Source organism: Cyanobium sp. BA5m-10 (assembly GCF_024346255.1).
Taxonomy (GTDB): domain Bacteria; phylum Cyanobacteriota; class Cyanobacteriia; order PCC-6307; family Cyanobiaceae; genus Cyanobium_A; species Cyanobium_A usitatum.
In genome coordinates this window covers 1-19185 of the sequence record NZ_JAGQCP010000048.1, presented here as the reverse complement: position 1 = coordinate 19185, position 19185 = coordinate 1, and the positions used below count along the sequence as shown (strand labels likewise).

The 19185-nt window shown below is 65.4% G+C and carries 18 protein-coding genes and 2 tRNA genes; 15 read left to right on the top strand and 5 right to left on the bottom strand.

Translation table 11 applies throughout. The annotated features are described in order from the left end of the window. Nucleotides 1-134: 134 nt before the first annotated feature. Nucleotides 135-205, bottom strand: a tRNA-Cys gene (locus KBY85_RS13180). A 44-nt stretch (nucleotides 206-249) separates the two neighbouring features. Between KBY85_RS13180 and KBY85_RS13175 the strand changes: the two genes are divergently transcribed. Both KBY85_RS13175 and KBY85_RS13170 read left to right on the top strand, forming a co-directional pair. Continuing rightward, nucleotides 250-1500, top strand: a complete 1251-nt coding sequence (locus KBY85_RS13175) for a lipid-A-disaccharide synthase-related protein (protein ID WP_254961924.1) — start codon at nucleotides 250-252, stop codon at nucleotides 1498-1500. Between the two features lie 28 nt (nucleotides 1501-1528). After that, nucleotides 1529-1786 carry a hypothetical protein gene (locus tag KBY85_RS13170; RefSeq protein ID WP_254961923.1) on the top strand — a complete coding sequence of 86 codons (258 nt, stop codon included), beginning with the start codon at nucleotides 1529-1531 and terminating at the stop codon, nucleotides 1784-1786. Nucleotides 1787-1801: 15 nt separating this feature from the next. Here the strand turns inward: KBY85_RS13170 and KBY85_RS13165 are convergent, their stop codons facing one another. Further along, nucleotides 1802-2479: a ribonuclease D gene (locus tag KBY85_RS13165; RefSeq protein WP_254961922.1), complete on the bottom strand. Its 678-nt coding sequence runs from the start codon at nucleotides 2477-2479 to the stop codon at nucleotides 1802-1804. A gap of 69 nt (nucleotides 2480-2548) precedes the next feature. Between KBY85_RS13165 and KBY85_RS13160 the strand changes: the two genes are divergently transcribed. After that, nucleotides 2549-3100 (top strand): cofactor assembly of complex C subunit B, encoded by a 552-nt coding sequence (locus KBY85_RS13160; protein ID WP_254961926.1) that lies wholly within the window; start codon nucleotides 2549-2551, stop codon nucleotides 3098-3100. A gap of 16 nt (nucleotides 3101-3116) precedes the next feature. After that, a complete protein-coding gene (locus KBY85_RS13155) occupies nucleotides 3117-3995 on the top strand; it encodes a dehydrogenase (RefSeq protein WP_254961921.1) in 879 nt (292 codons plus the stop codon). On the opposite strand, the gene hemF is transcribed toward KBY85_RS13155, so the two are convergent. After that, nucleotides 3922-5001 carry an oxygen-dependent coproporphyrinogen oxidase gene (gene hemF / locus KBY85_RS13150; protein ID WP_254961919.1) on the bottom strand — a complete coding sequence of 360 codons (1080 nt, stop codon included), beginning with the start codon at nucleotides 4999-5001 and terminating at the stop codon, nucleotides 3922-3924. The genes KBY85_RS13155 and hemF overlap by 74 nt on opposite strands. Before the next feature lie 111 nt (nucleotides 5002-5112). Between hemF and KBY85_RS13145 the strand changes: the two genes are divergently transcribed. From KBY85_RS13145 to KBY85_RS13110, 8 genes are all read left to right on the top strand, one after another. Beyond that, nucleotides 5113-6207, top strand: coding sequence for an Mrp/NBP35 family ATP-binding protein (locus tag KBY85_RS13145; RefSeq protein ID WP_254961917.1), 1095 nt, complete (start codon nucleotides 5113-5115; stop codon nucleotides 6205-6207). Nucleotides 6208-6212: 5 nt separating this feature from the next. Further along, nucleotides 6213-7490: a rod shape-determining protein RodA gene (gene rodA, locus KBY85_RS13140; RefSeq protein ID WP_254961916.1), complete on the top strand. Its 1278-nt coding sequence runs from the start codon at nucleotides 6213-6215 to the stop codon at nucleotides 7488-7490. Then, nucleotides 7442-8869 carry a HAMP domain-containing sensor histidine kinase gene (locus tag KBY85_RS13135; protein ID WP_254961915.1) on the top strand — a complete coding sequence of 476 codons (1428 nt, stop codon included), beginning with the start codon at nucleotides 7442-7444 and terminating at the stop codon, nucleotides 8867-8869. The genes rodA and KBY85_RS13135 overlap by 49 nt, the downstream gene beginning before the upstream one ends. A gap of 94 nt (nucleotides 8870-8963) precedes the next feature. Then, nucleotides 8964-9395, top strand: coding sequence for a photosystem I reaction center subunit II PsaD (locus tag KBY85_RS13130; protein ID WP_254961914.1), 432 nt, complete (start codon nucleotides 8964-8966; stop codon nucleotides 9393-9395). 68 nt (nucleotides 9396-9463) lie between these two features. Continuing rightward, entirely contained in the window at nucleotides 9464-11017 is a 1554-nt protein-coding gene (locus tag KBY85_RS13125; RefSeq protein WP_254961913.1) for an anthranilate synthase component I family protein, read from the top strand. Further along, entirely contained in the window at nucleotides 11014-12192 is a 1179-nt protein-coding gene (gshA, locus tag KBY85_RS13120) for a glutamate--cysteine ligase (RefSeq protein WP_254961912.1), read from the top strand. The genes KBY85_RS13125 and gshA overlap by 4 nt, the downstream gene beginning before the upstream one ends. A 44-nt stretch (nucleotides 12193-12236) precedes the next feature. Further along, complete coding sequence (gene ppc / locus KBY85_RS13115; protein WP_254961911.1) at nucleotides 12237-15188, top strand: phosphoenolpyruvate carboxylase; 2952 nt, start codon at nucleotides 12237-12239, stop codon at nucleotides 15186-15188. Between the two features lie 50 nt (nucleotides 15189-15238). Then, entirely contained in the window at nucleotides 15239-15700 is a 462-nt protein-coding gene (locus tag KBY85_RS13110) for a GNAT family acetyltransferase (protein ID WP_106632363.1), read from the top strand. A 129-nt stretch (nucleotides 15701-15829) separates the two neighbouring features. Here the strand turns inward: KBY85_RS13110 and KBY85_RS13105 are convergent. Next, nucleotides 15830-15903 (bottom strand) — tRNA-Arg (locus tag KBY85_RS13105). A gap of 64 nt (nucleotides 15904-15967) precedes the next feature. Between KBY85_RS13105 and recF the strand changes: the two genes are divergently transcribed. Beyond that, nucleotides 15968-17080, top strand: a complete 1113-nt coding sequence (recF, locus tag KBY85_RS13100) for a DNA replication/repair protein RecF (protein ID WP_254961925.1) — start codon at nucleotides 15968-15970, stop codon at nucleotides 17078-17080. Nucleotides 17081-17133: 53 nt separating this feature from the next. After that, a complete protein-coding gene (gene speD, locus KBY85_RS13095) occupies nucleotides 17134-17640 on the top strand; it encodes an adenosylmethionine decarboxylase (RefSeq protein ID WP_106632365.1) in 507 nt (168 codons plus the stop codon). A 2-nt stretch (nucleotides 17641-17642) separates the two neighbouring features. Here speD and larE read toward each other — a convergent pair whose 3' ends face one another. After that, nucleotides 17643-18515 (bottom strand): ATP-dependent sacrificial sulfur transferase LarE, encoded by an 873-nt coding sequence (larE, locus tag KBY85_RS13090; RefSeq protein WP_254961910.1) that lies wholly within the window; start codon nucleotides 18513-18515, stop codon nucleotides 17643-17645. A gap of 64 nt (nucleotides 18516-18579) precedes the next feature. Between larE and KBY85_RS13085 the strand changes: the two genes are divergently transcribed. Then, nucleotides 18580-19185: cob(I)yrinic acid a,c-diamide adenosyltransferase (locus KBY85_RS13085; RefSeq protein WP_254961909.1), on the top strand; the 606-nt coding region annotated here is incomplete at its 3' end.

Below are 19185 nucleotides of genomic sequence, written 5' to 3'. Positions count from 1 at the left end.
CAGCTAGCCAAAGGGACATGCCTGCTGGAACGCCATCGCCTGAGGTGCGAGGCCAGTGATTCCAGCGGACAGAGTTGGGAAGCTCAGGCCCGCCTCTGAAATGAGGCGGAGCTTCAAGCCGAAGCCATTAATAAAGGCGGCACCCAGATTCGAACTGGGGGTAAAGGATTTGCAATCCTCTGCCTTACCACTTGGCCATGCCGCCGGCCGGGGAGCAAACTCCCTGCAGCGGATCGTATCAGCCACGGCATGTCCTCCCGTCTGCTGGTTCTAAGCAACGGCCACGGTGAGGATCTGATCGCCCAACGGGTTCTGCAGGCCCTACGGGTGCGGCGGCCCAACCTGGAAATCCAGGTATTGCCCCTGGTGGGGCTCGGCGAGGCGTTCAGCGCCGACGCAGCTGCCGGCCACCTGCAGCGGATCGGCCCCCAGCTGCAGCTGCCTAGTGGTGGCTTCAGCAACCAGAGCTTGAGGGGCCTGGCCCGCGACCTCGGGGCCGGCCTGCCCCAGCTGAGCTGGCGCCAACTGCAACTAGTGCGCCACTCGGCCCGTCAAGGCAGCCCGGTGCTAGCAATTGGCGACCTGCTGCCCCTACTGCTGGCCTGGAGCGGCGGCGGCAGATTCGGCTTCATCGGCACCCCCAAAAGCGACCACACCTGGGCCACGCCAGCCCCAGCGGGCTGGGCGGCCACACCGCTCGCTGATGCCTACCACCGCTGCAAGGGCAGCGAATGGGATCCGTGGGAATGGGCGTTGATGGGCAGCCGGCGCTGCCGGCTCGTGGCCGTGCGCGACCAGCTCACCACCCAAGGGCTGCGGCGCCACAAGGTGGCAGCCCTGGCTCCTGGCAACCCAATGATGGATGGCTTCCGCCACACCCCTCTGCCGGCCGGGCTGGCAAGCCAGCGGCGCCTAATCCTGCTGGCCGGCAGCCGCCTGCCCGAAGCCCTCAGCAATGCCCGCCGGCTGCTGGGCTGCCTCAGCCTGCAGCCGCCGCGGCGGCCAACCACCGTGCTAGTGGCCTCTGGATCGGCGCCTACGGCCGCCGCCTGGGCCGAGCTGCTGGAGCAAGCGGGCTTTACGCCCCTAGCGCCTGCAGCAGCTAGCGCCGCCAGCGGAGCAATTAGCAGCTGGCAGCTGGGCCGCTGGACCCTGCTGCTTGGCCAAAACCGCTTCGCCGCCTGGGCAGGCTGGGCCGAGCTGGGCCTGGCCACTGCGGGCACTGCCACGGAGCAACTAGCGGGGCTAGGGGTGCCCTGCCTGTCGCTGCCGGGCCCGGGGCCCCAATTCAAGCCAGGCTTTGCCCGCCGCCAGAGCCGGCTGCTTGGGGGCGCCGTCGTGCCCTGCCATTCCCAACAGGAGCTGGCCCTAAAACTGCACCAACTCCTCGCCGATCCCAGCGAATGCACCCGGCGTGGCGCCCTGGGCCGGGGGCGGATGGGGCCCGCCGGTGGCAGCGCCCAGCTAGCCGAGCTGGTGGAGCAACAGCTACTGGGATGATGCGGCCACCCCCGCAGCTACGTCGCCCATGGCCGGCATCCCCGATCGGGCCTACAACGCCGCCTGCGGCATGTTGGCCAGCCAATTGAGCATCAGCCTGGCGGCCGCCCGCCGCAAGGTCGACGTGCGCAGCTCCCAGGAAGGCCTGAAAGAAACCGCAGCCAAGCTCGCCCTGGCCCAGCAGATGCTTGCGGAAGCCCAGGCCAGCGGCGAAAACCACCATGAGTTGCTCAGCGCCCAGCTGGAGGCCGTCGGCAACGACGAGAACTTCATGGTGGAGGACTGAGCTGGCCGGGACCCTTCAGCGGTTGCCGCCGGTGGAATGCTCAAAGAGCAGGTGAAAGCGCTGGCGATCCAGATCGGCCAACACCGGGATGCAGCCAAAGCAACGCTCAGCCAGCTGCCAGCGCTCCTCCCGCTTCAGCATGGTTTCCAACCGATCGCGAGCGGGAAGCAGATAGCGCACATCGCCGGCGGCGTAGGCCAGCTGGACCTCCGAGAGATCTTCCACCCGGCCCCAATCGGAACTCTGGGCCTGCTTGTCGAGCTCAATGCCCACCAGCTCCTGCACCACTTCCTTGAGGCCGTGGCGGGGGCTGTAGGTGCGGCCCAGCCGGCTGGCCACCTTGGTGCAAAAAATCGGATCGACGGCAATTGCCAAGTTTTCAGCCAGGGCCGCCACGTCAAAGCGGGCGAAGTGGAAAACTTTTTCAATCGCCGGGTTTTCCATCAAGACCTGGAGCCGGGGTGCCGAGCTCTGGCCGCGGTGGAGGCGGATGCAGCAAACGTTGTCGTGGTCGTCGCAGATCTGCACCAGGCAGAGCCGGTCGCGGCCATGAATCAGACCCATCGCCTCGGTGTCCACCGCCAGCGCCCTAGCCCCGGCGTAAAGGGCTGCCAACTCGGCATCGAGATCACCGTCAAACACGGCGAAGCGGGCGGGAGCCGGCAGGTTGCTGGGGGCAGACGAAGCGGTCACACGGAAAGGGCGAATGCCTTGCCATGCTGACAAGCCGTGCCCCCTAGGGGTGGCGTCACAATTGGATGGATGGCCAACCTCAGCTCCACCCTGCTGCTCACCCTGCTACTAGCCGTAGGTCTGGTTTTTTTCTTGCGTGCCGCCAGTAAAGACCGCACCACCACGGTCGAGGTGCGCTCATCGCGGCCGCCTCTGGAGGTGTTGAGCCAGTTGAGCGAATGGCTGCTGCAACGCGGTTGGCGCGCCGAATCCACTGACCCCGAGCGCCGCCAACTCTGCTTCCGCGCCGAGGTGGCGGCCAGCCCCTGGTTGGCGGTGCTGCTCTCGGTGCTGGGAGCGGTGGGGGCCGCCTGCCTGGGGCTGGTGCTGCGCCAGCTGCTGCCCCAGCTGGGCTGGTGGCCCCTGCTGCTGGCCTTGCTGGGGCCGGCGGCTGGGCTGATTTATCGCAATCGGGCGATGCGGGCCGAAACCCTGGAGCTGCGCCTGATCAGCCATGACAGCGCCACGGGCAGCGCCTTGCGGCTGCGGGCTCACCGCGATGAGCTAATTGCGCTCGAATTGGAAATGGGTCCCAAGCTGGGCCTATTCAGCGACGGCAAGCTGCTCAGCTCCCCCATCTGACCCTTGCCTGGCAGTCATGCAACGATTCCGCCCCCTGGCTCTCGTCTTGACCGGAGTGCTTGCCATAGCTGGGGGCGCTGCTGCCCAAGCACCGCCGCTGGCCAACTTTGATCCGCTCACAGGGCCGCGCAGCCGGCTGAGCAAAAACTGGCGAGGTCTGGCTGAGCTGCCCAGCAGCACCGAAATCCTGGTGCTGGCGGGTCATGCCGATTCCCAGGGGATTGGCGGAGCCGGCACAGGGGGAGAAGCCGTCGACCTCGGCGCAGCCGCGCCGATGCAGCCGGGCATGCGCGACGAGCTCTATTGGAACCTGCTCACCGCCCAGGCGGTGGTGGCCCTTGGCCAGCAGAGGGGTCTGGCCATCCGCTTCTACGACCCACCGCTGCGCAGCATTGCTGACGGCGACGATCCACGCACCAACTGGAGCGTGGGCAAAGCCCATGCCCAAGCCGGTGGGTATGTCCTGGAAATCCACTACGACGCCTACGGACCAGATGGTGTGGGTTCAGGCCTGATCCCTCCCCTGCATCGCCACCCAACCCGACTAGACGAAAGCCTGGCGCTGGCCTTTGGCCCCTATCCCCTGCTCTTCCGCGACGGCCTGGGAGCCCCCAAGCGGGGCATCGCCATTCTCGAGATCGGCAAACTTGAGGGCCAGCTAGAAGCATCGCTGCGAGATCCCCGCAGCCGCAATGGCGCTCTCCAAGCGATCGCTGAGCGAGTGGTTTCAGCTTTACAACGGGGTCTGGAGCAGGGCTTGCAACCAGCCCCAGCAATTCCTGGTCTGGCCGCCACCAAACCAGCGACCATCAACCCATCACCTAATTCAGCGCCTGATGGGGGGCGCAGCGGTCCGCAAGCGAGCCGTCCTCCAGCCAATCCTGGGGACGAGTGAACAGGTCTGTGAGCAAGGCCTCACGGCTGCCAGCCTCCGGCTGATATCCGTATTCCCAGCGCACCAAGGGCGGCAGAGACATCAGGATCGACTCGGTACGTCCGTTGGTCTGCAAGCCGAAAATCGTGCCCCGGTCAAACACCAAATTGAACTCCACATAGCGGCCCCGCCTGTAGAGCTGAAACTGGCGCTCCCGCTCGCCATAAGGGGTGTGCTGTCGCTTCTCAGCGATCGGCAAGTAGCTGGGCAGGAAGGCGTTGCCGCAGGCACTGGCCAGGGCAAACAGCTGCTCCCAACTCTGCGGCACCGGGCCTAATTGGTTGCTCACAGCCGCCGCAGGCCCATCGGGGTCCTGGCCCTTGTAGAGCACCCCGCGGGGATCCTGGTAGTCGTAAAAGATGCCGCCCACGCCGCGGGTCTCGTCCCGATGCTTGAGGAAGAAGTACTCGTCGCACCAGGGCTTAAACACCTGATAAAAAGCGGGATTAACGCTGTCGCAGGCTCCTTTGAGCGTGCGGTGGAAATGCTGGGCGTCTTGCAGGAACGGGTAATAGGGAGTGAGATCGGCGCCGCCGCCAAACCACCACACCGGGCCCGCTTCGAAGTAGCGGTAGTTGAGGTGAACGGTGGGGATGTAGGGGTTGCGGGGGTGCAGCACCATCGAGGTGCCGGTGGCAAACCAGCGGTGCCCCTTGGCTTCCGGCCGCTGGCTGAGGATCGAGGGGGGCAGCTCCGAGCCCTCTACCTCTGAGAAATTGACGCCGCCCTGCTCGAAGACACGGCCGCCCTTCATCACTCGAGAGCGACCGCCGCCTCCCTCCGGACGCTCCCAGCTCTCCTCGGCGAAGCAACCCTCGGCATCAAATTCTTCTAAACCGGCGCAAATAGAGTCCTGCAAGCCCATCAGCAGGGCCTTAGCCCTGGAGCGGGAGTCGGCCGGTGGAGCTTCCAGCAGGGCCTTAGGCATCGACGCTGCGCCACATGGACGCTGGAAAGGTTTAACCATTTCAGCCCAGCCTCCCCCCAGACAAGTAATCGAGAGGGTCTGTCACGGCCATGGTGACGGTCAAAGGCAGCGGCAGGGCCCCTAAGATCGCAGTCTCTGATTGGATTTCCGATGGCATCTGTGGAGCAGGCTCAGGCCGCCCTCAACGCCGTTCAGGATGCCGGCAGCGGGCGCAGCCTGATCGAGCTGGGCTGGATCCAGCAGACGCGACTGGTGGAGGATCGGGCCGTATTTCGCCTTGCCCTACCTGGCTTTGCCCAGAGCCAGCGGGATCGCATCGCCGCCGAAGCCAAGGCGGCCCTGCTCGCCCTTGAAGGCATCAACGACGTTCAAATTGAGCTGGACCAGCCCAGCGGCGGCGCTCCAATCGGTGCCGCAGGTCATGGTCAAGGGCAGGAACGGGGTCAACTGCCAGAGCGCCAGCCCATCCCTGGGGTGCGTCAGGTCATCGCCGTCAGCAGTGGCAAGGGCGGAGTCGGCAAGAGCACGGTTGCGGTGAACCTGGCCTGTGCCCTGGCGGCTTCAGGCCTGAAGGTGGGCTTGCTCGATGCGGACATCTACGGGCCGAATGCCCCCACCATGCTGGGAGTGGCTGATCGCACGCCTGAAGTGAGCGGCGAAGGCGCCCAGCAAGTGATGAAACCGATCGAAACCTGTGGCATCGCCATGGTGTCGATGGGCCTGCTGATCCAGGAAAACCAGCCCGTGATCTGGCGGGGGCCGATGCTCAACGGCATCATTCGCCAGTTTCTTTACCAAGTCGACTGGGGCGAAAGGGATGTGCTGATCGTCGACCTGCCTCCTGGCACCGGTGATGCCCAGCTCACCATCGCCCAGGCGGTGCCGATGGCCGGGGCGATCATCGTCACCACTCCCCAGCTGGTTTCCCTAGCTGATGCCCGCCGGGGCCTGGCGATGTTTCTGCAGATGGGGGTGGACGTGCTGGGTGTGGTGGAAAACATGAGCGTCTTCATTCCCCCTGATGCTCCAGACAAGCGTTATGCCCTATTCGGCAGCGGCGGCGGCTCTCGCCTGGCTGAAGAGGCCGGAGTGCCCCTACTGGCCGAACTCCCCCTGGAGATGCCCGTGCGGGAGGGAGGGGATGCCGGACGCCCCGTAGTGCTCAGCCACCCCGAATCGATCAGCGCCCGGGGCTTTTTGGCTTTGGCCCGACAGCTCAGCGCCGCCCATCTGGTGCCAGCCTGAAGCCCATGTTGAGCCAGTTTGGGCGTCGCAACCCGCGATTTTTTAGTGGCCGCAGCAGCCGGCGCAACCCCCTAGCCGACGTGGACCTGATCCTCTGGGGGGTACCGCTGGCAATGGTGGCGATCGCCGGGATCCTGATTGCCAGCACCCAGCGCCAAGCGAATTACGCCGACTGGTACCAGCACTGGGTAACGGCGGCGGTGGGCATGGTGGTGGCCCTACTGCTGGCGCGAATGCCATTGGATCGGCTGATCCCATTTAAGTGGCCGATTTATATCGCCATGGTCGCCAGCCTGGTGGCGGTAAGAGTTGTCGGCACCAGCGCCCTAGGGGCCCAGAGCTGGATCAACATTGGCGGCTTTTATGTGCAGCCCTCGGAATTCGCCAAGGTGGGCGCCATCTTGCTGCTCGCTGGGGTTCTAGCCAGACACCCGGTTGATCGTCCTGTTGACCTGATCCGTCCAGTGGGCCTGATCGCCCTGCCCTGGCTGCTGGTTTTTGTGCAACCCGACCTTGGCAGCTCGCTTGTGTTTGGCGCCGTACTGCTGGTGATGCTGTTTTGGGCTGGCATGCCTGGGGCCTGGGTGGTGCTGCTGCTCTCCCCTCTTGTGGCGGCGATCGTGGCAGGCACCCTGCCCTGGCTGCTACTGGGCTGGGTGCCCCTGATGGGCTGGCTGGCCTGGAAGAGCCTGCCCTGGAAGCGGGTGGCCCTGGCGATCAGCCTTGCGGTGCAGGGGATCTTCGCAATCGCCACCCCCTGGCTCTGGGAGCACGGCCTGCGCCCCCACCAGCGAGCCAGGCTTACCTTGTTTCTTGACCCCGCCCAGGATCCCCTCGGCGGCGGCTACCACCTGCTGCAGAGCACCGTGGGCATCGGCTCAGGGCAGATCTGGGGCACCGGCTTGATGCAAGGCTCCCTCACCAAACTGCGGTTTATCCCTGAGCAACACACCGATTTCATCTTCAGCGCCCTTGGCGAGGAAACCGGTTTTCTCGGCTCGGTGCTGGTGGTGGCCGGCTTCGCCCTGCTGATGTGGCGCCTGCTACAGATCGCTGGACGGGCCCGCAGCGATTACGAGGCCCTGGTGGTGGTGGGAATTGGGGCGATGCTGATGTTCCAAGTGGTGGTGAACATCAACATGACCATTGGACTAGGTCCCATCACCGGCATCCCCCTGCCCTGGCTGAGTTATGGAAGGTCCGCCATGTTGGTGAACTTCATCTCCCTTGGGCTGTGCGCCTCAGCCGCCCGCCTGGGCCGCACGGCCCAGGGCCGCTGGTGAGCCTGGCCGACCTGCGACGTTGTTTGGCTGAAGGGGTGCCAACCGGAGTCGGCAACGAGGACTGCGCGCGGCGGCAGTGGTGGGCAGCCCTGGCCACCCTGCAGGAGGATTTTCTGCTGCCCCACCAACCCCTCCAGGGCCTATGGCTGGCCGCGCCACTGCCCGCCCTCTATGAACCAGCCCTGTTGCAGCAGCTGCAGGGCTGGGTTTGGGCCCCAAGCGACCTAGATGGCCTGCTGCCCAGCCCGGCACCCCTTCTGCCAGGAGCCGGCAACCCAGCTCCATGCGGCAGCTTTCAGCGGCTAGCGCTGGCGGAGGAGGACGGCACCGACCCCCTCCTGCTGGTGATAACCCCCCAGCTACAGGTAGCCCTTTGCCTCGATGGCCCGGCTGAAGGCCGGCGCCTGATTGTTCGCTTCGACCCTGAGGCCCTGTCCGAGGCCCTAGGCCTTATCCATGGGCGCCTACTGAGCCAGGATCCCGCAGCCTCGGCAGACCTGCGCAGCGCCCTAGAGCGACTGGGGCCCCTGCGCAGCGACGACCAACTGGGCTTGCGCTTCTGGCCGCGGCTGGGGGAACGGCTGGCCGCCATGGCCCCCAGCCTGACCCTGCAGCCCCTGGTGCATGGCGGTAGCGATCGCCCAGCCCAGGCCCAGGAGCGCCAGGCCAGCGACACCCCACGAGCTGTTAGCAGCGAATTAGCCCTGCTCGAGGCCCTCACCCACGAGGTGCGCACACCGCTGGCCACGATCCGCACCCTGATCCGCTCCTTGCTGCGGCGCAACGACTTGCCGTCGGTGGTGCGCCAGCGCCTCGAGCAGATCGACGGCGAATGCAGTGAGCAAATCGATCGCTTCGGCCTGATCTTCCTAGCGGCCGAGCTGCAACGCCAACCAGGCTGCGAACAGCCCCTTGAAAGCCACGACCTGGCCCGCACCGACCTCAGTGCGGTGCTGCACCAGCAGCAAGAACTGTGGCAGCGGCAACTGGCGCGCCGCGGCCTGGACCTAGAGCTGGCGGTAGCCGATGGCTTGTCGCCGGTGCTGAGCGATCCGGCCCGGCTCGAAACCATGCTGGGCGGTCTTATCGACCGCTTCAGCCGCGGCCTGCCCAGCGGCAGCCGCGTGACCGTGAGCCTGCTGCCGGCCGGCAGCAGGCTGAAGCTGCAGCTCAACAGCGAGGGCCACGACCCCAGCGAGAACGACGGGATGGGGAACGGCGAGCAGAGGGAGCTGGTGGGGCCTGTGCTGAGCTGGAACCCCACCACCGGCAGCCTGCAGCTGAGCCGTCAAGCCACCCAGCGGCTGTTCCATCGGCTCGGCGGTCGCCTCACCGAGCGCAACGGCAGCGGCTTGACCGTGTTTTTCCCGGTTTGCTGAAGGGCCGGTTTGTTGACGGGTGTGAAGAGTGCGGCAGAAGCCCCGATCCGGTCAAAACCACGGTGCTAGTTTCCGGCTGAAACGTTCCAAAGCCATGGCAGCGACGGTGCTCAGCGGTCAACTCCCGAAGTACATCGGCAGCACCGGCGGCCTGCTGAACTCTGCTGAAACTGAGGAGAAATACGCCATCACCTGGAGCAGCCCGAAGGAGCAGGTCTTCGAGCTGCCCACCGGTGGCGCGGCCCACATGAATGCGGGCGAAAATTTGATGTACTTCGCCCGCAAGGAGCAGTGCCTCGCCTTGGGCACCCAGCTGCGCACCAAGTTCAAGCCCCGGATCGAGGATTACAAGATCTACCGGATCTTCCCTGGCGGCGACACCGAGTTCCTGCACCCCAAGGACGGCGTTTTCCCCGAGAAGGTCAATGAGGGTCGCACCATGGTTGGTCATAACCCCCGCCGCATCGGCGCCAACCAAAATCCCGCCAATCTCAAGTTCACCGGCAAGAACACCTTCGACGCTTGAGCTGCGTTAACCAACCCCTATAAAGGCGGGGCCAGGCGCCCCGTTTTTTTTGCCTGCCCGCTTGTCCGATGACCAGCCCCGATCGCGATGGCTTAGCCCAACAGGCTTTTCTCGAGGCAGTCGCGGCTGGCCACAACTTCATCCCCCTCTGGAAGCGCTGGCCTGCAGATCTGGAAACCCCTCTCACCGCCTGGCTGAAGGCCGGAGCTGGTAGCAGTCATGGCGTGCTGCTGGAGTCGGTGGAAGGTGGTGAGCGCATCGGCCGCTGGAGCTTTGTGGTGTCTGATCCGCTCTGGACCCTCACCAGCCGGGGCGACCAAAGTGTGCGCCAGTGGCGCACCGGCTCCGAGGAGCGGCTGCAGGGCAACCCCTTCGACCTGCTGCGCCAGTGCCTAGAGCCCCTATCCAGCCCGCCGATCCCCGGTCTGCCACCGGTGGGCCAGCTATTTGGCTTCTGGGGCTACGAGCTGATCCGTTGGATCGAACCCAGCGTGCCGGTACATCCGGCGGCCGAGGGTGCACCGCCTGATGGCTGCTGGATGTTGGCCGACAGCCTGCTGGTGTTCGACCAGGTGAAGCGCCAGATCACCGCAGTGGCCTACGCCGATTTGAGTGGCGGCCAGGATCCACAGGCCGCCTACGCCGCGGCCGCAGCCCGCATCCAGGCCCTAGAGGAGCGCATGCACGCCCCCCTGCCGGGTGCCGGCACCCCCCTGAACTGGCACGACGCCACTGCCGGTGACATCGCTGCCAATTTGCGGACCACCAGCAACGTCGGCCAGGAGGCTTTCGAAGCCGCCGTGAGCTGCGGGGAAGGGCACATCGAAGCTGGCGACGTGTTCCAGCTGGTGCTCAGCCAGCGGCTGGAAACCCGCATCGATCGCGATCCCTTCGAGCTCTACCGCAGCCTGCGGATGGTGAATCCCTCGCCCTACATGGCGTTTTTCAACTTCGGCGGATGGTATCTGATCGGCTCCAGTCCGGAGGTGATGGTGAAGGCAGAACCAACGGCCGCAGGGGGAGTGAAGGCTTCTTTACGGCCAATCGCAGGCACGCGCCCCCGGGGCGCCGATGAGGCCGAAGACCTGGCCCTGGAGGCGGAGCTGCTGGCTGATCCCAAGGAGCGGGCCGAGCACGTGATGCTGGTGGATCTGGGCCGCAACGACCTGGGCCGCGTCTGCCAGCCAGGCACCGTCAAGGTGAGCGAGCTGATGGTGATCGAGCGCTACTCGCACGTAATGCACATCGTGAGCCAGGTGGAGGGCCTGCTGGCCGAGGGCCAAACGGTATGGGACCTGCTGATGGCCTCCTTCCCCGCCGGTACGGTCAGTGGCGCTCCCAAAATTCGGGCTATGCAGCTGATCCACGCCCTGGAGCCCGACGCCCGAGGCCCATACTCCGGGGTGTATGGCGGGGTTGACCTGGCTGGCGCACTCAACACCGCTATCACCATTCGCACGATGGTGGTGCTACCCCACCCCGAAGGAGGCTGGCGGGTGCAGGTGCAAGCCGGCGCTGGAGTAGTGGCCGACTCCAAGCCTGAACTCGAATACCAGGAAACCTTGAACAAAGCCCGCGGCATGCTCAAAGCCCTGGCCTGCCTGCTGCCGGCCCAGCCATGAGCGCCCCCCTGTTGCTTAAAGGTTTTGAGGTGGAGCTCTACACCGGCCGTGCCGATGGCACGGTGGTGGGCTGCAGCGCCGAGGCTGCGGCCGCCCTCGAGGGGTTCGTAACCGAGCCCGATTGCCGCAACCTCGAATACATCACTCCCCCGGATGCCGACTACGCCCGGCAACTGCAACTGCTGCTCGAGCCCCGCCAACGGCTGCGCCGCTGGCTCGCCAGCCGCCAGCTCACCCTGCTGCCCGGCAGCACGCTGAGCCTGGGGGACAGCCAGCGTTTTGAGCGCTCAGATCCGGCCAATCCGTATCACGGCTACATCGAGGCCACCTACGGCACCAAGGTGGTTACAGCCAGTGTGCACATCAACTTGGGGCTCACCGCAGGCCACGGCCTCGAGCCGATGACCAGCCTGTTTGCGGGCCTGCGCCTGATGCGCTGCGAAGCGTCCCTGCTCCTGGCCCTCAGCGCCAGCTCGCCCTTTCTCGACGGGGTTGTAACCGCTGCCCATTCCCAGCGCTGGCTGCAGTTTCCCCTGACGCCAGCGGAGGTGCCCCTGTTCCTGGATCACCAGCACTACATCAGCTGGATGGGCGAGCAACTGGCCTTGGGCACCATGCAAAACGTGCGCCATCTCTGGACATCAGTGCGGCCCAATGGCGACAACCGGCCCCACGACCTCAACCGGCTGGAGATTCGCATTTGCGATCTGGTCACCGATCCACTCGTGCTTTTGGCGATTACGGCCTTCGCCGAACTGCGCTTACAGCAGTTGATGCGAGAACCGGAGCGCTACGACCCACTCCAGGCCAGCAGCCTGGACCCATCCCAGCTAGCCGCCCTCGCCGATGCCAACGACCGGGCCGCAGCCCGCTCCAGCCTTGATGCCAGCGTGATGCACTGGCGCAATGGGGCCCCGATCCAGGTCCGAGACTGGCTTGCTCAGGAGCTGGCAGATCTGGCTCCACTTGCTGAAGAGCTGGGCCTAACCCGGGTGCTCGCCCCCCTGCAGGGCGTCCTTGACCAGGGCAACCAGGCCATGAGCTGGCTAGCCGGACACCAGGCTGGCCTGTCGATCCCGACCCTGCTCAACCAGACCGTCGAGGCGATGGCAAGCCAGGAGGCCGAGCTACTTGAGGCAATCGCCACAGACGGGGTGCCTGGTCCTTTGGGATGATCGAAAATCACTCCGCCGCCAATTCAGCTCCAATGCGGCAGTCCATGCCCACTCCCGCTGCAGCCAGCGAAGCGATACCGGCTTCCCAGCGGGTCACGCGGCTGCTGGGCGAGCGTCTCGAATTAGTTGAAGATCTCTGGGAGACGGTGCTGCGCAGCGAGTGCCCCCCCGAGCAGGCCGAGCGACTGCTGCGCCTCAAGCAGCTGAGTGACCCAGACGAGGCTGATGTCACTGGGGCGATCGTGCAGCTGATCCGCGAGATGGATCTGGCCGAGGCAATCGCCGCGGCCAGGGCCTTTTCTCTTTATTTCCAGCTGGTCAACATCCTCGAGCAACACATCGAGGAGGACACCTACCTCGACAGCCTCAAAAACCAGGAAAATGGCCCCAGCGATCCCTTCCTGCCGGCCCTCGCCAACCAGACCGACCCGGCCACCTTTCGCCAGCTGTTCGCCCGCCTGCGCAGCCTGAATGTGCCGCCAGCCCAGCTGGAGAAGTTGCTGCGCACCCTCGACCTGCGGCTGGTGTTCACCGCCCACCCCACCGAAATTGTGCGCCATACGGTGCGGCACAAGCAGCGGCGTGTGGCCACCTTGATCCAGAAACTGGAGCAGGGCAGCGGCCTCAATTGCCTTGAGCGCCAAGGCCTGAGACTCCAGCTAGAGGAGGAGATCCGGCTCTGGTGGCGCACCGACGAACTACACCAGTTCAAACCGACGGTGCTCGACGAGGTCGACTACGCCCTGCACTACTTCCAGCAGGTGCTCTTCGACGCCATGCCCCAGCTACGCGATCGCATTCGCGCCGCCCTGAAGCTGAGCTATCCAGACGTGGAACCGCCACGGGATTCGTTCTGCACCTTCGGCTCCTGGGTGGGCTCAGACCGGGACGGCAACCCCTCGGTGACACCGGACATCACCTGGCGCACCGCCTGCTATCAACGCCAGCTGATGCTGGAGCGCTATCTCAAGGCGGTGAACGAGCTCAGTGACCAGCTCAGCATCTCGATGCAGTGGAGCCAGGTGAGCCCGGCCCTGCTGGAGTCGCTGGAAATGGACCGGCTGCGCTTCCCGGAGATCTACGAGGAGCGGGCTGCCCGCTACCGACTCGAGCCCTACCGGCTCAAGCTCAGCTACACCATGGAGCGGCTGCGGCTCACCCACCAACGCAACCAGCAACTGGCCGATGCCGGCTGGGAGTCTCCCTGCGATGGCAGCGCCCCACCGCCGCCGATGGGGGGCAGCATGGCCCCCGCTCCCACCCAGGAGTTGCACTACAGCACGGTTGATGAATTCCGCTACGACCTGGAACTGATCCAAGACAGCCTCGAGCGCACTGGCCTGAGCTGCGAATCGCTGCAGCACCTGATCAGCCAGGCCCAGATCTTTGCCTTCTGCCTTGCCAGCCTGGACATCCGCCAGGAGAGCACCCGCCACAGCGATGCCCTCGACGAACTCAGCCGCTACTTGCAGTTAGCCGTGCCCTACGGCGAGATGGATGAGGCCCAGCGGGTCGAATGGCTGCTCAGCGAAATCCAGACCCGCCGCCCCCTGCTGCCGCCCACGGCCAAATGGAGTGCCGCCACAGCCGAAACCTTCGCCGTGTTCCGGATGCTGCAGAGGCTGCAGCAGGAATTCGGATCGCGTATTTGCCGCACCTATGTGATCTCGATGAGTCACACGGTGTCCGATTTGCTGGAGGTGCTGCTGCTGGCCAAGGAGGCCGGGCTAGTAGACCCACTTGCCCAGCGCGCCGGCCTGCTGGTGGTGCCGCTGTTTGAAACGGTGGAGGATCTCCAGAAGGCGCCAGCGGTGATGGGCACCCTGTTCCGCCATCCTTTTTACCTAGCCCTGCTGGGCAGTGACGGTGGCCAGCCACTCCAAGAAGTGATGCTGGGCTACTCCGACAGCAATAAGGATTCGGGCTTCCTCTCCAGCAACTGGGAAATCCATAAGGCCCAGATCGCCCTGCAGCGTCTGGCCATCGAGCACGGCGTCGCCCTGCGCATCTTCCACGGCCGGGGCGGCTCGGTGGGCCGCGGTGGTGGGCCCGCCTATCAGGCGATCCTGGCCCAGCCAAGCGGCACCCTCAGCGGCCGCATCAAGATCACCGAACAGGGGGAGGTGCTGGCCTCCAAATACTCCCTGCCGGAGCTAGCGCTCTACAACCTGGAAACGGTCACCACCGCCGTGTTGCAGAACAGCCTGGTGAGCAGCCCCGTTGACGAAACCCCCAGCTGGAACGAGCTGATGGGCCGACTGGCGGCCCGCTCCCGCGACCACTACCGGGCCCTGGTGCACGACAACCCCGACCTGGTGGCCTTCTTCCAGCAGGTGACCCCAATCGAAGAGATCAGCAAGCTGCAGATCTCCAGCCGCCCGGCCCGCCGCAAGAGTGGCGCCAAGGACCTCTCAAGCCTGCGGGCCATCCCCTGGGTATTCGGCTGGACCCAGAGCCGCTTCCTGTTGCCCAGCTGGTTTGGGGTGGGAGCCGCCCTGCAGGAGGAGCTCGACCAGGATCCAGGCCAGCTGGAGCTACTGCGGTTGCTCTACCAGCGCTGGCCGTTCTTCCGCATGCTGATTTCCAAAGTGGAGATGACCCTCTCCAAGGTGGATCTCGACCTGGCCCACCACTACGTCCAGGCCCTGGGCCGCAGCGAAAACCGCGAGGCCTTTGAAGCAATCTTCCAGTCGATCGCTGCCGAATTTGGCCTTACCCGCGATCTGGTGCTGGCGATCACCGGCCACAGCCGACTGCTGGATGGCGATCCTGCCTTGCAGCTCTCGGTGGATCTACGCAACCGCACGATCATTCCGCTCGGCTTCCTGCAGGTGGCCCTGCTCAGACGCCTGCGCGACCAAAACCGCCAACCACCGATGAGTGAAACGAGCGCCAGCAGCAGCGACGATGGGCGCACCTATAGCCGCAGTGAACTGCTGCGAGGCGCCCTGCTCACTATCAACGGCATCGCGGCGGGCATGCGCAACACCGGCTGAGTCCATTCCCTTCAGCCCCTACCTAGATCAGCCCAGCTCTGGACTCCCTCTTGATCCCATTCCGCAGCCAGCCCCAAGCCCCACAACTGAGGGATGGTTACCACCTGCTGGCCGATGGCCTACTGCCCAGTGCCGAAGCGCTCAACAGGCTGCTGGTGGCAGCGGGTGATCAGCCCCGGCAGCCTGAGCGCTGGCAGCGGGTGCTGGAGCTAAGCGTTTGGCACTTGGGCGTGGCGGGCCCCGATGGCCAGCTGGTGGGTTTTGTCAGAGCTACCAGCGACCTCGCCCTCAATGCCAACCTCTGGGACCTTTGCGCCGATCCTGCCGATCCAGCTGAGGCAGAGATCCTGGCGGTGCTTGTCCATGCCGCCTTGGGCCGATTGCGCCGGGAGCTGGCGGGGTGCAGTATTTCGCTTTCAGCCCCGCCCCAGGCCCTTGCTGCCCTGGAGCGCTACGGGTTTGCCGTGGATCCGGGGGGCATCCGCGCCATGGGGCTCAAGCTGGAGAATTGATCTCAAGCTAGAGAGTTGATTTCAAGCTGGGCTTGGGCCGCAAACCACAGTTCCTAAGCAAAAACCCCACCGCCTGGGCCTTAACTGCCTCGGCGGTGGGGAGAGGTGGGGCGGGATGCGGTTGGGTGACGAGCATGGAGGGACTCGAACCCCCGACCCTCAGAACCGGAATCTGATGCTCTATCCAACTGAGCTACATGCCCTTAATGGCACCCTGCCTGGCTTACCTTAACCGCACACCGCATCAGACCCATCCGGCTGCATCGCCTGGAGCTGCTGCGTTTCCGCAATATCAGTCGGCTGGAGCTGAGCCTGGAAGCTCCCCGGCTGCTGGTGATCGGGGCCAATGGCGAGGGCAAATCCAACCTGCTGGAAGCGGTGGAATTACTTGGCTGCCTGCGATCCCACCGCACCAGTAGCGATCGTGATTTGATCCAGCACGGCGAGGCCAGCGGCCAGGTGCGCGCCCTCACCAGCGGCGGGGACCAGCTGCAGCTGGAGCTGCGCCGAAGTGCCGGCAGGCAGGCCCAGCGCAACGGCAAGCAGCTGGAGCGCCAGCTTGACCTGCTGGGTTCGCTGCGCTGCGTGGGCTTCAGCGCCCTCGACCTCGAGCTGGTGCGGGGCGAGCCCGCTGGCCGGCGTCAGTGGCTCGACCGGGTGGTGCTGCAGCTCGAGCCTCTCTACGGCGATCTGCTGAGTCGCTACGGCCGGCTGCTACGCCAGCGCAGCCAATTGCTGCGGCGCGGCCTGGGGGGAACCAGCCTGCTGGCCCTACTCGACACCTTTGATCTGCAAATGGCCGTGATCGGCACCCGCTTACACCGGCGCCGCTTCCGAGCGATCCGGCGCCTCGAGCCCCTGGCCGCAGCCTGGCAGGAGCGGCTCAGCGGAGGCCGTGAACAGCTGCAACTGAATTACCAAAGCGGCACCGTCTTGGCGGGAGAGGAGGCTGAGGAGCCTTGGCGTCAATCCCTGCTTGAGCAGCTACAGCTTCAACGCCAAGAGGAACTGCGGCTGGGGCAATGCACGGTGGGGCCCCACCGGGACGAGCTAGAGCTGGCCTTGGCCGGCCAACCGGCCCGCCGCTACGGCTCGGCTGGCCAGCAACGCACCCTGGTACTGGCCCTCAAGCTGGCTGAGCTCGAGCTTGTGGGCTCCGTCCTGGGGGAGCCACCCCTACTGCTCCTCGACGACGTGCTCGCCGAGCTAGACCCGGAGCGGCAACAATTGCTGCTCGAGGCGGTGGGCGAAGGTCACCAGTGCCTGGTGAGTGCCACCCACCTGGGAGCCTTCAGTGGGGGCTGGCAAGCCGAAAGCCAGGTGGTGCGGATGCGCGCCGGCCAGCTCGATCCGAAGATGCCAACTGACTTGGACAGCTAGGCCCCACAACCTGGCTGACAGCCTATGGTGAATTGCTCGTTTGGTCGGATTCGATGACCCAGACCCTGCCCTGCCTCCACCCGAACCCGGGATGGACCGAGGCCCCTGCTGCTACCACCGCAGCCTCTCCACTGCCTCACCAGATTTCCGAAACGGTCGGAAAACACTGCATCCTTGAGCTTTATGGCTGCGACAGCGCCAAGCTCGACGACGAAGCCTTCCTGAGGGACACCATCACCGCAGCAGCGAAGCGTGCCGGTGCCACCCTCCTCAACCTGATCACCCACCGATTCGAACCCCAAGGGGTTACGGGATTGGCCTTGCTGGCCGAATCCCATATCTCGATTCACACTTGGCCGGAATCGGGCTACGCGGCGGTTGATGTGTTCACCTGCGGTGATCACACGATGCCGGAGAAAGCCTGTGCGGTACTCGCCGCCGAGCTTTCAGCCAACGACCACAAGCTCACCAGCTTCCGCCGCGAGACACCGCCGTCGATTGCTGAGAGCCCGCGTGATCCGTTGCAGGAGCATGGCTTCACCGCCGCGGTGACCCTCTGATCTCAGCCGGCTAACCACCGGTTGGCGGAGCCCAGTTCCCGGTTGAGCTTGCCGCTCACCAGCCCCTCCAGATCCAGCCCAACGGCGCTAAAGCCCAACTCCAGGAAGGCCGCCACCAGCGCCTGCCTGGTTTCGGGCTTGGCCCACAAACCCAGGGCGCGATCCAATTGGGCGGGAGGCAGTTCAATCCGAGCCGTCTGGCCCTGGGAGCGCACGCGCACCTGGGGCCATCCCCTTGCCAACAACCAGGCTTCCGCTGCAGCCACCCGCTCCAGCCGCTCCGCCGTGATCGGTTCGCCGTAGGGAAAGCGCGAAGCCAGACACGGCTGGGCAGGCTTGTCCCACCAGGGCAATCCCAGGGACCGAGAAATTTGGCGTACGCCGGCCTTGTCGAGGCCCACCTCGGCCAGGGGCGAACGCACTCCGAATTCCTTTGCGGCCCGAATGCCGGGCCGATGATCATCTAGATCCTCGGCATTGACGCCATCGAGCACGGTCGCCCCTGCCGCCGCGGCCGCGATCGGCGCCAGCAGCCGGTGCAGCTCCCGCTTGCAGGCGTAGCAGCGCTGGTCCGGATTACTGGCGTAGGCCGGATCTGCCAGCTCCGCCGTAGCGATCTCCCGGTGGGTGATCCGCAGCCAACGAGCCTGCTCCGCCGCCTCCGCCCGCAGGTGGGGGGCTAGGGCCGGAGACACACCCGTAATCGCCAAAGCCGCCTCGCCGCGTTGCTCTACGGCGAGAGCAGCTACTAGGGAACTATCAACGCCACCGGAATAGGCCAGCACGAGCCGATCTAGGCACGCCAACTGCTGACGCAGCGAAGCCAGCGCCAGCTCCAACGGCGGCGGCAACAGCTCCAACGGGGAAAACAGCATCGCCACCAAACTCCTGCCCAGATCTTGGCAACCCCTACCCCAATGACGCCGGTAACATCGCCATATGAGCAGCACCCAGACGCCGCAACGGGGAACAGGCCGGGGTATCGGCATCCGTACGGCGGCCGGCAGCGATGAGCGCGCCCACGGCCAGCTGCACGTCTATGACGGCGATGGCAAGGGCAAAAGCCAGGCGGCCCTAGGGGTGGTTCTGCGCACCATCGGCCTGGGTATCTGCGAGGAAAAACGCACACGGGTGCTGCTGCTGCGCTTCCTAAAGGGGCCCGGCCGGGCCTACGACGAAGATGCCGCCATCGAAGCCCTGCAACAGGGCTTTCCCCACCTGATCGACCAGGTGCGCACCGGCAGGGGAGACTTTTTCAGTGCCGAGGAAGCCACCCGCTTCGACCGGCAGGAGGCCCAGCGGGGCTGGGACATTGCCAAAGGGGCCATCGCCAGCGACCTCTACTCGGTGGTGGTGCTCGACGAGCTCAACCCGGTGCTTGATCTGGGCCTGCTTGATATCGAAGATGTAGCCCGCACCCTGGCGGCCAAACCCGACGGCATGGAAGTGATCTGCACAGGTCGCGGTGCGCCCCGCCAGCTGGTGCAACTGGCCGACCTGCACTCAGAAATGCGTGCCCACCAGGGCCCCGGAGGCCTGGAAGGC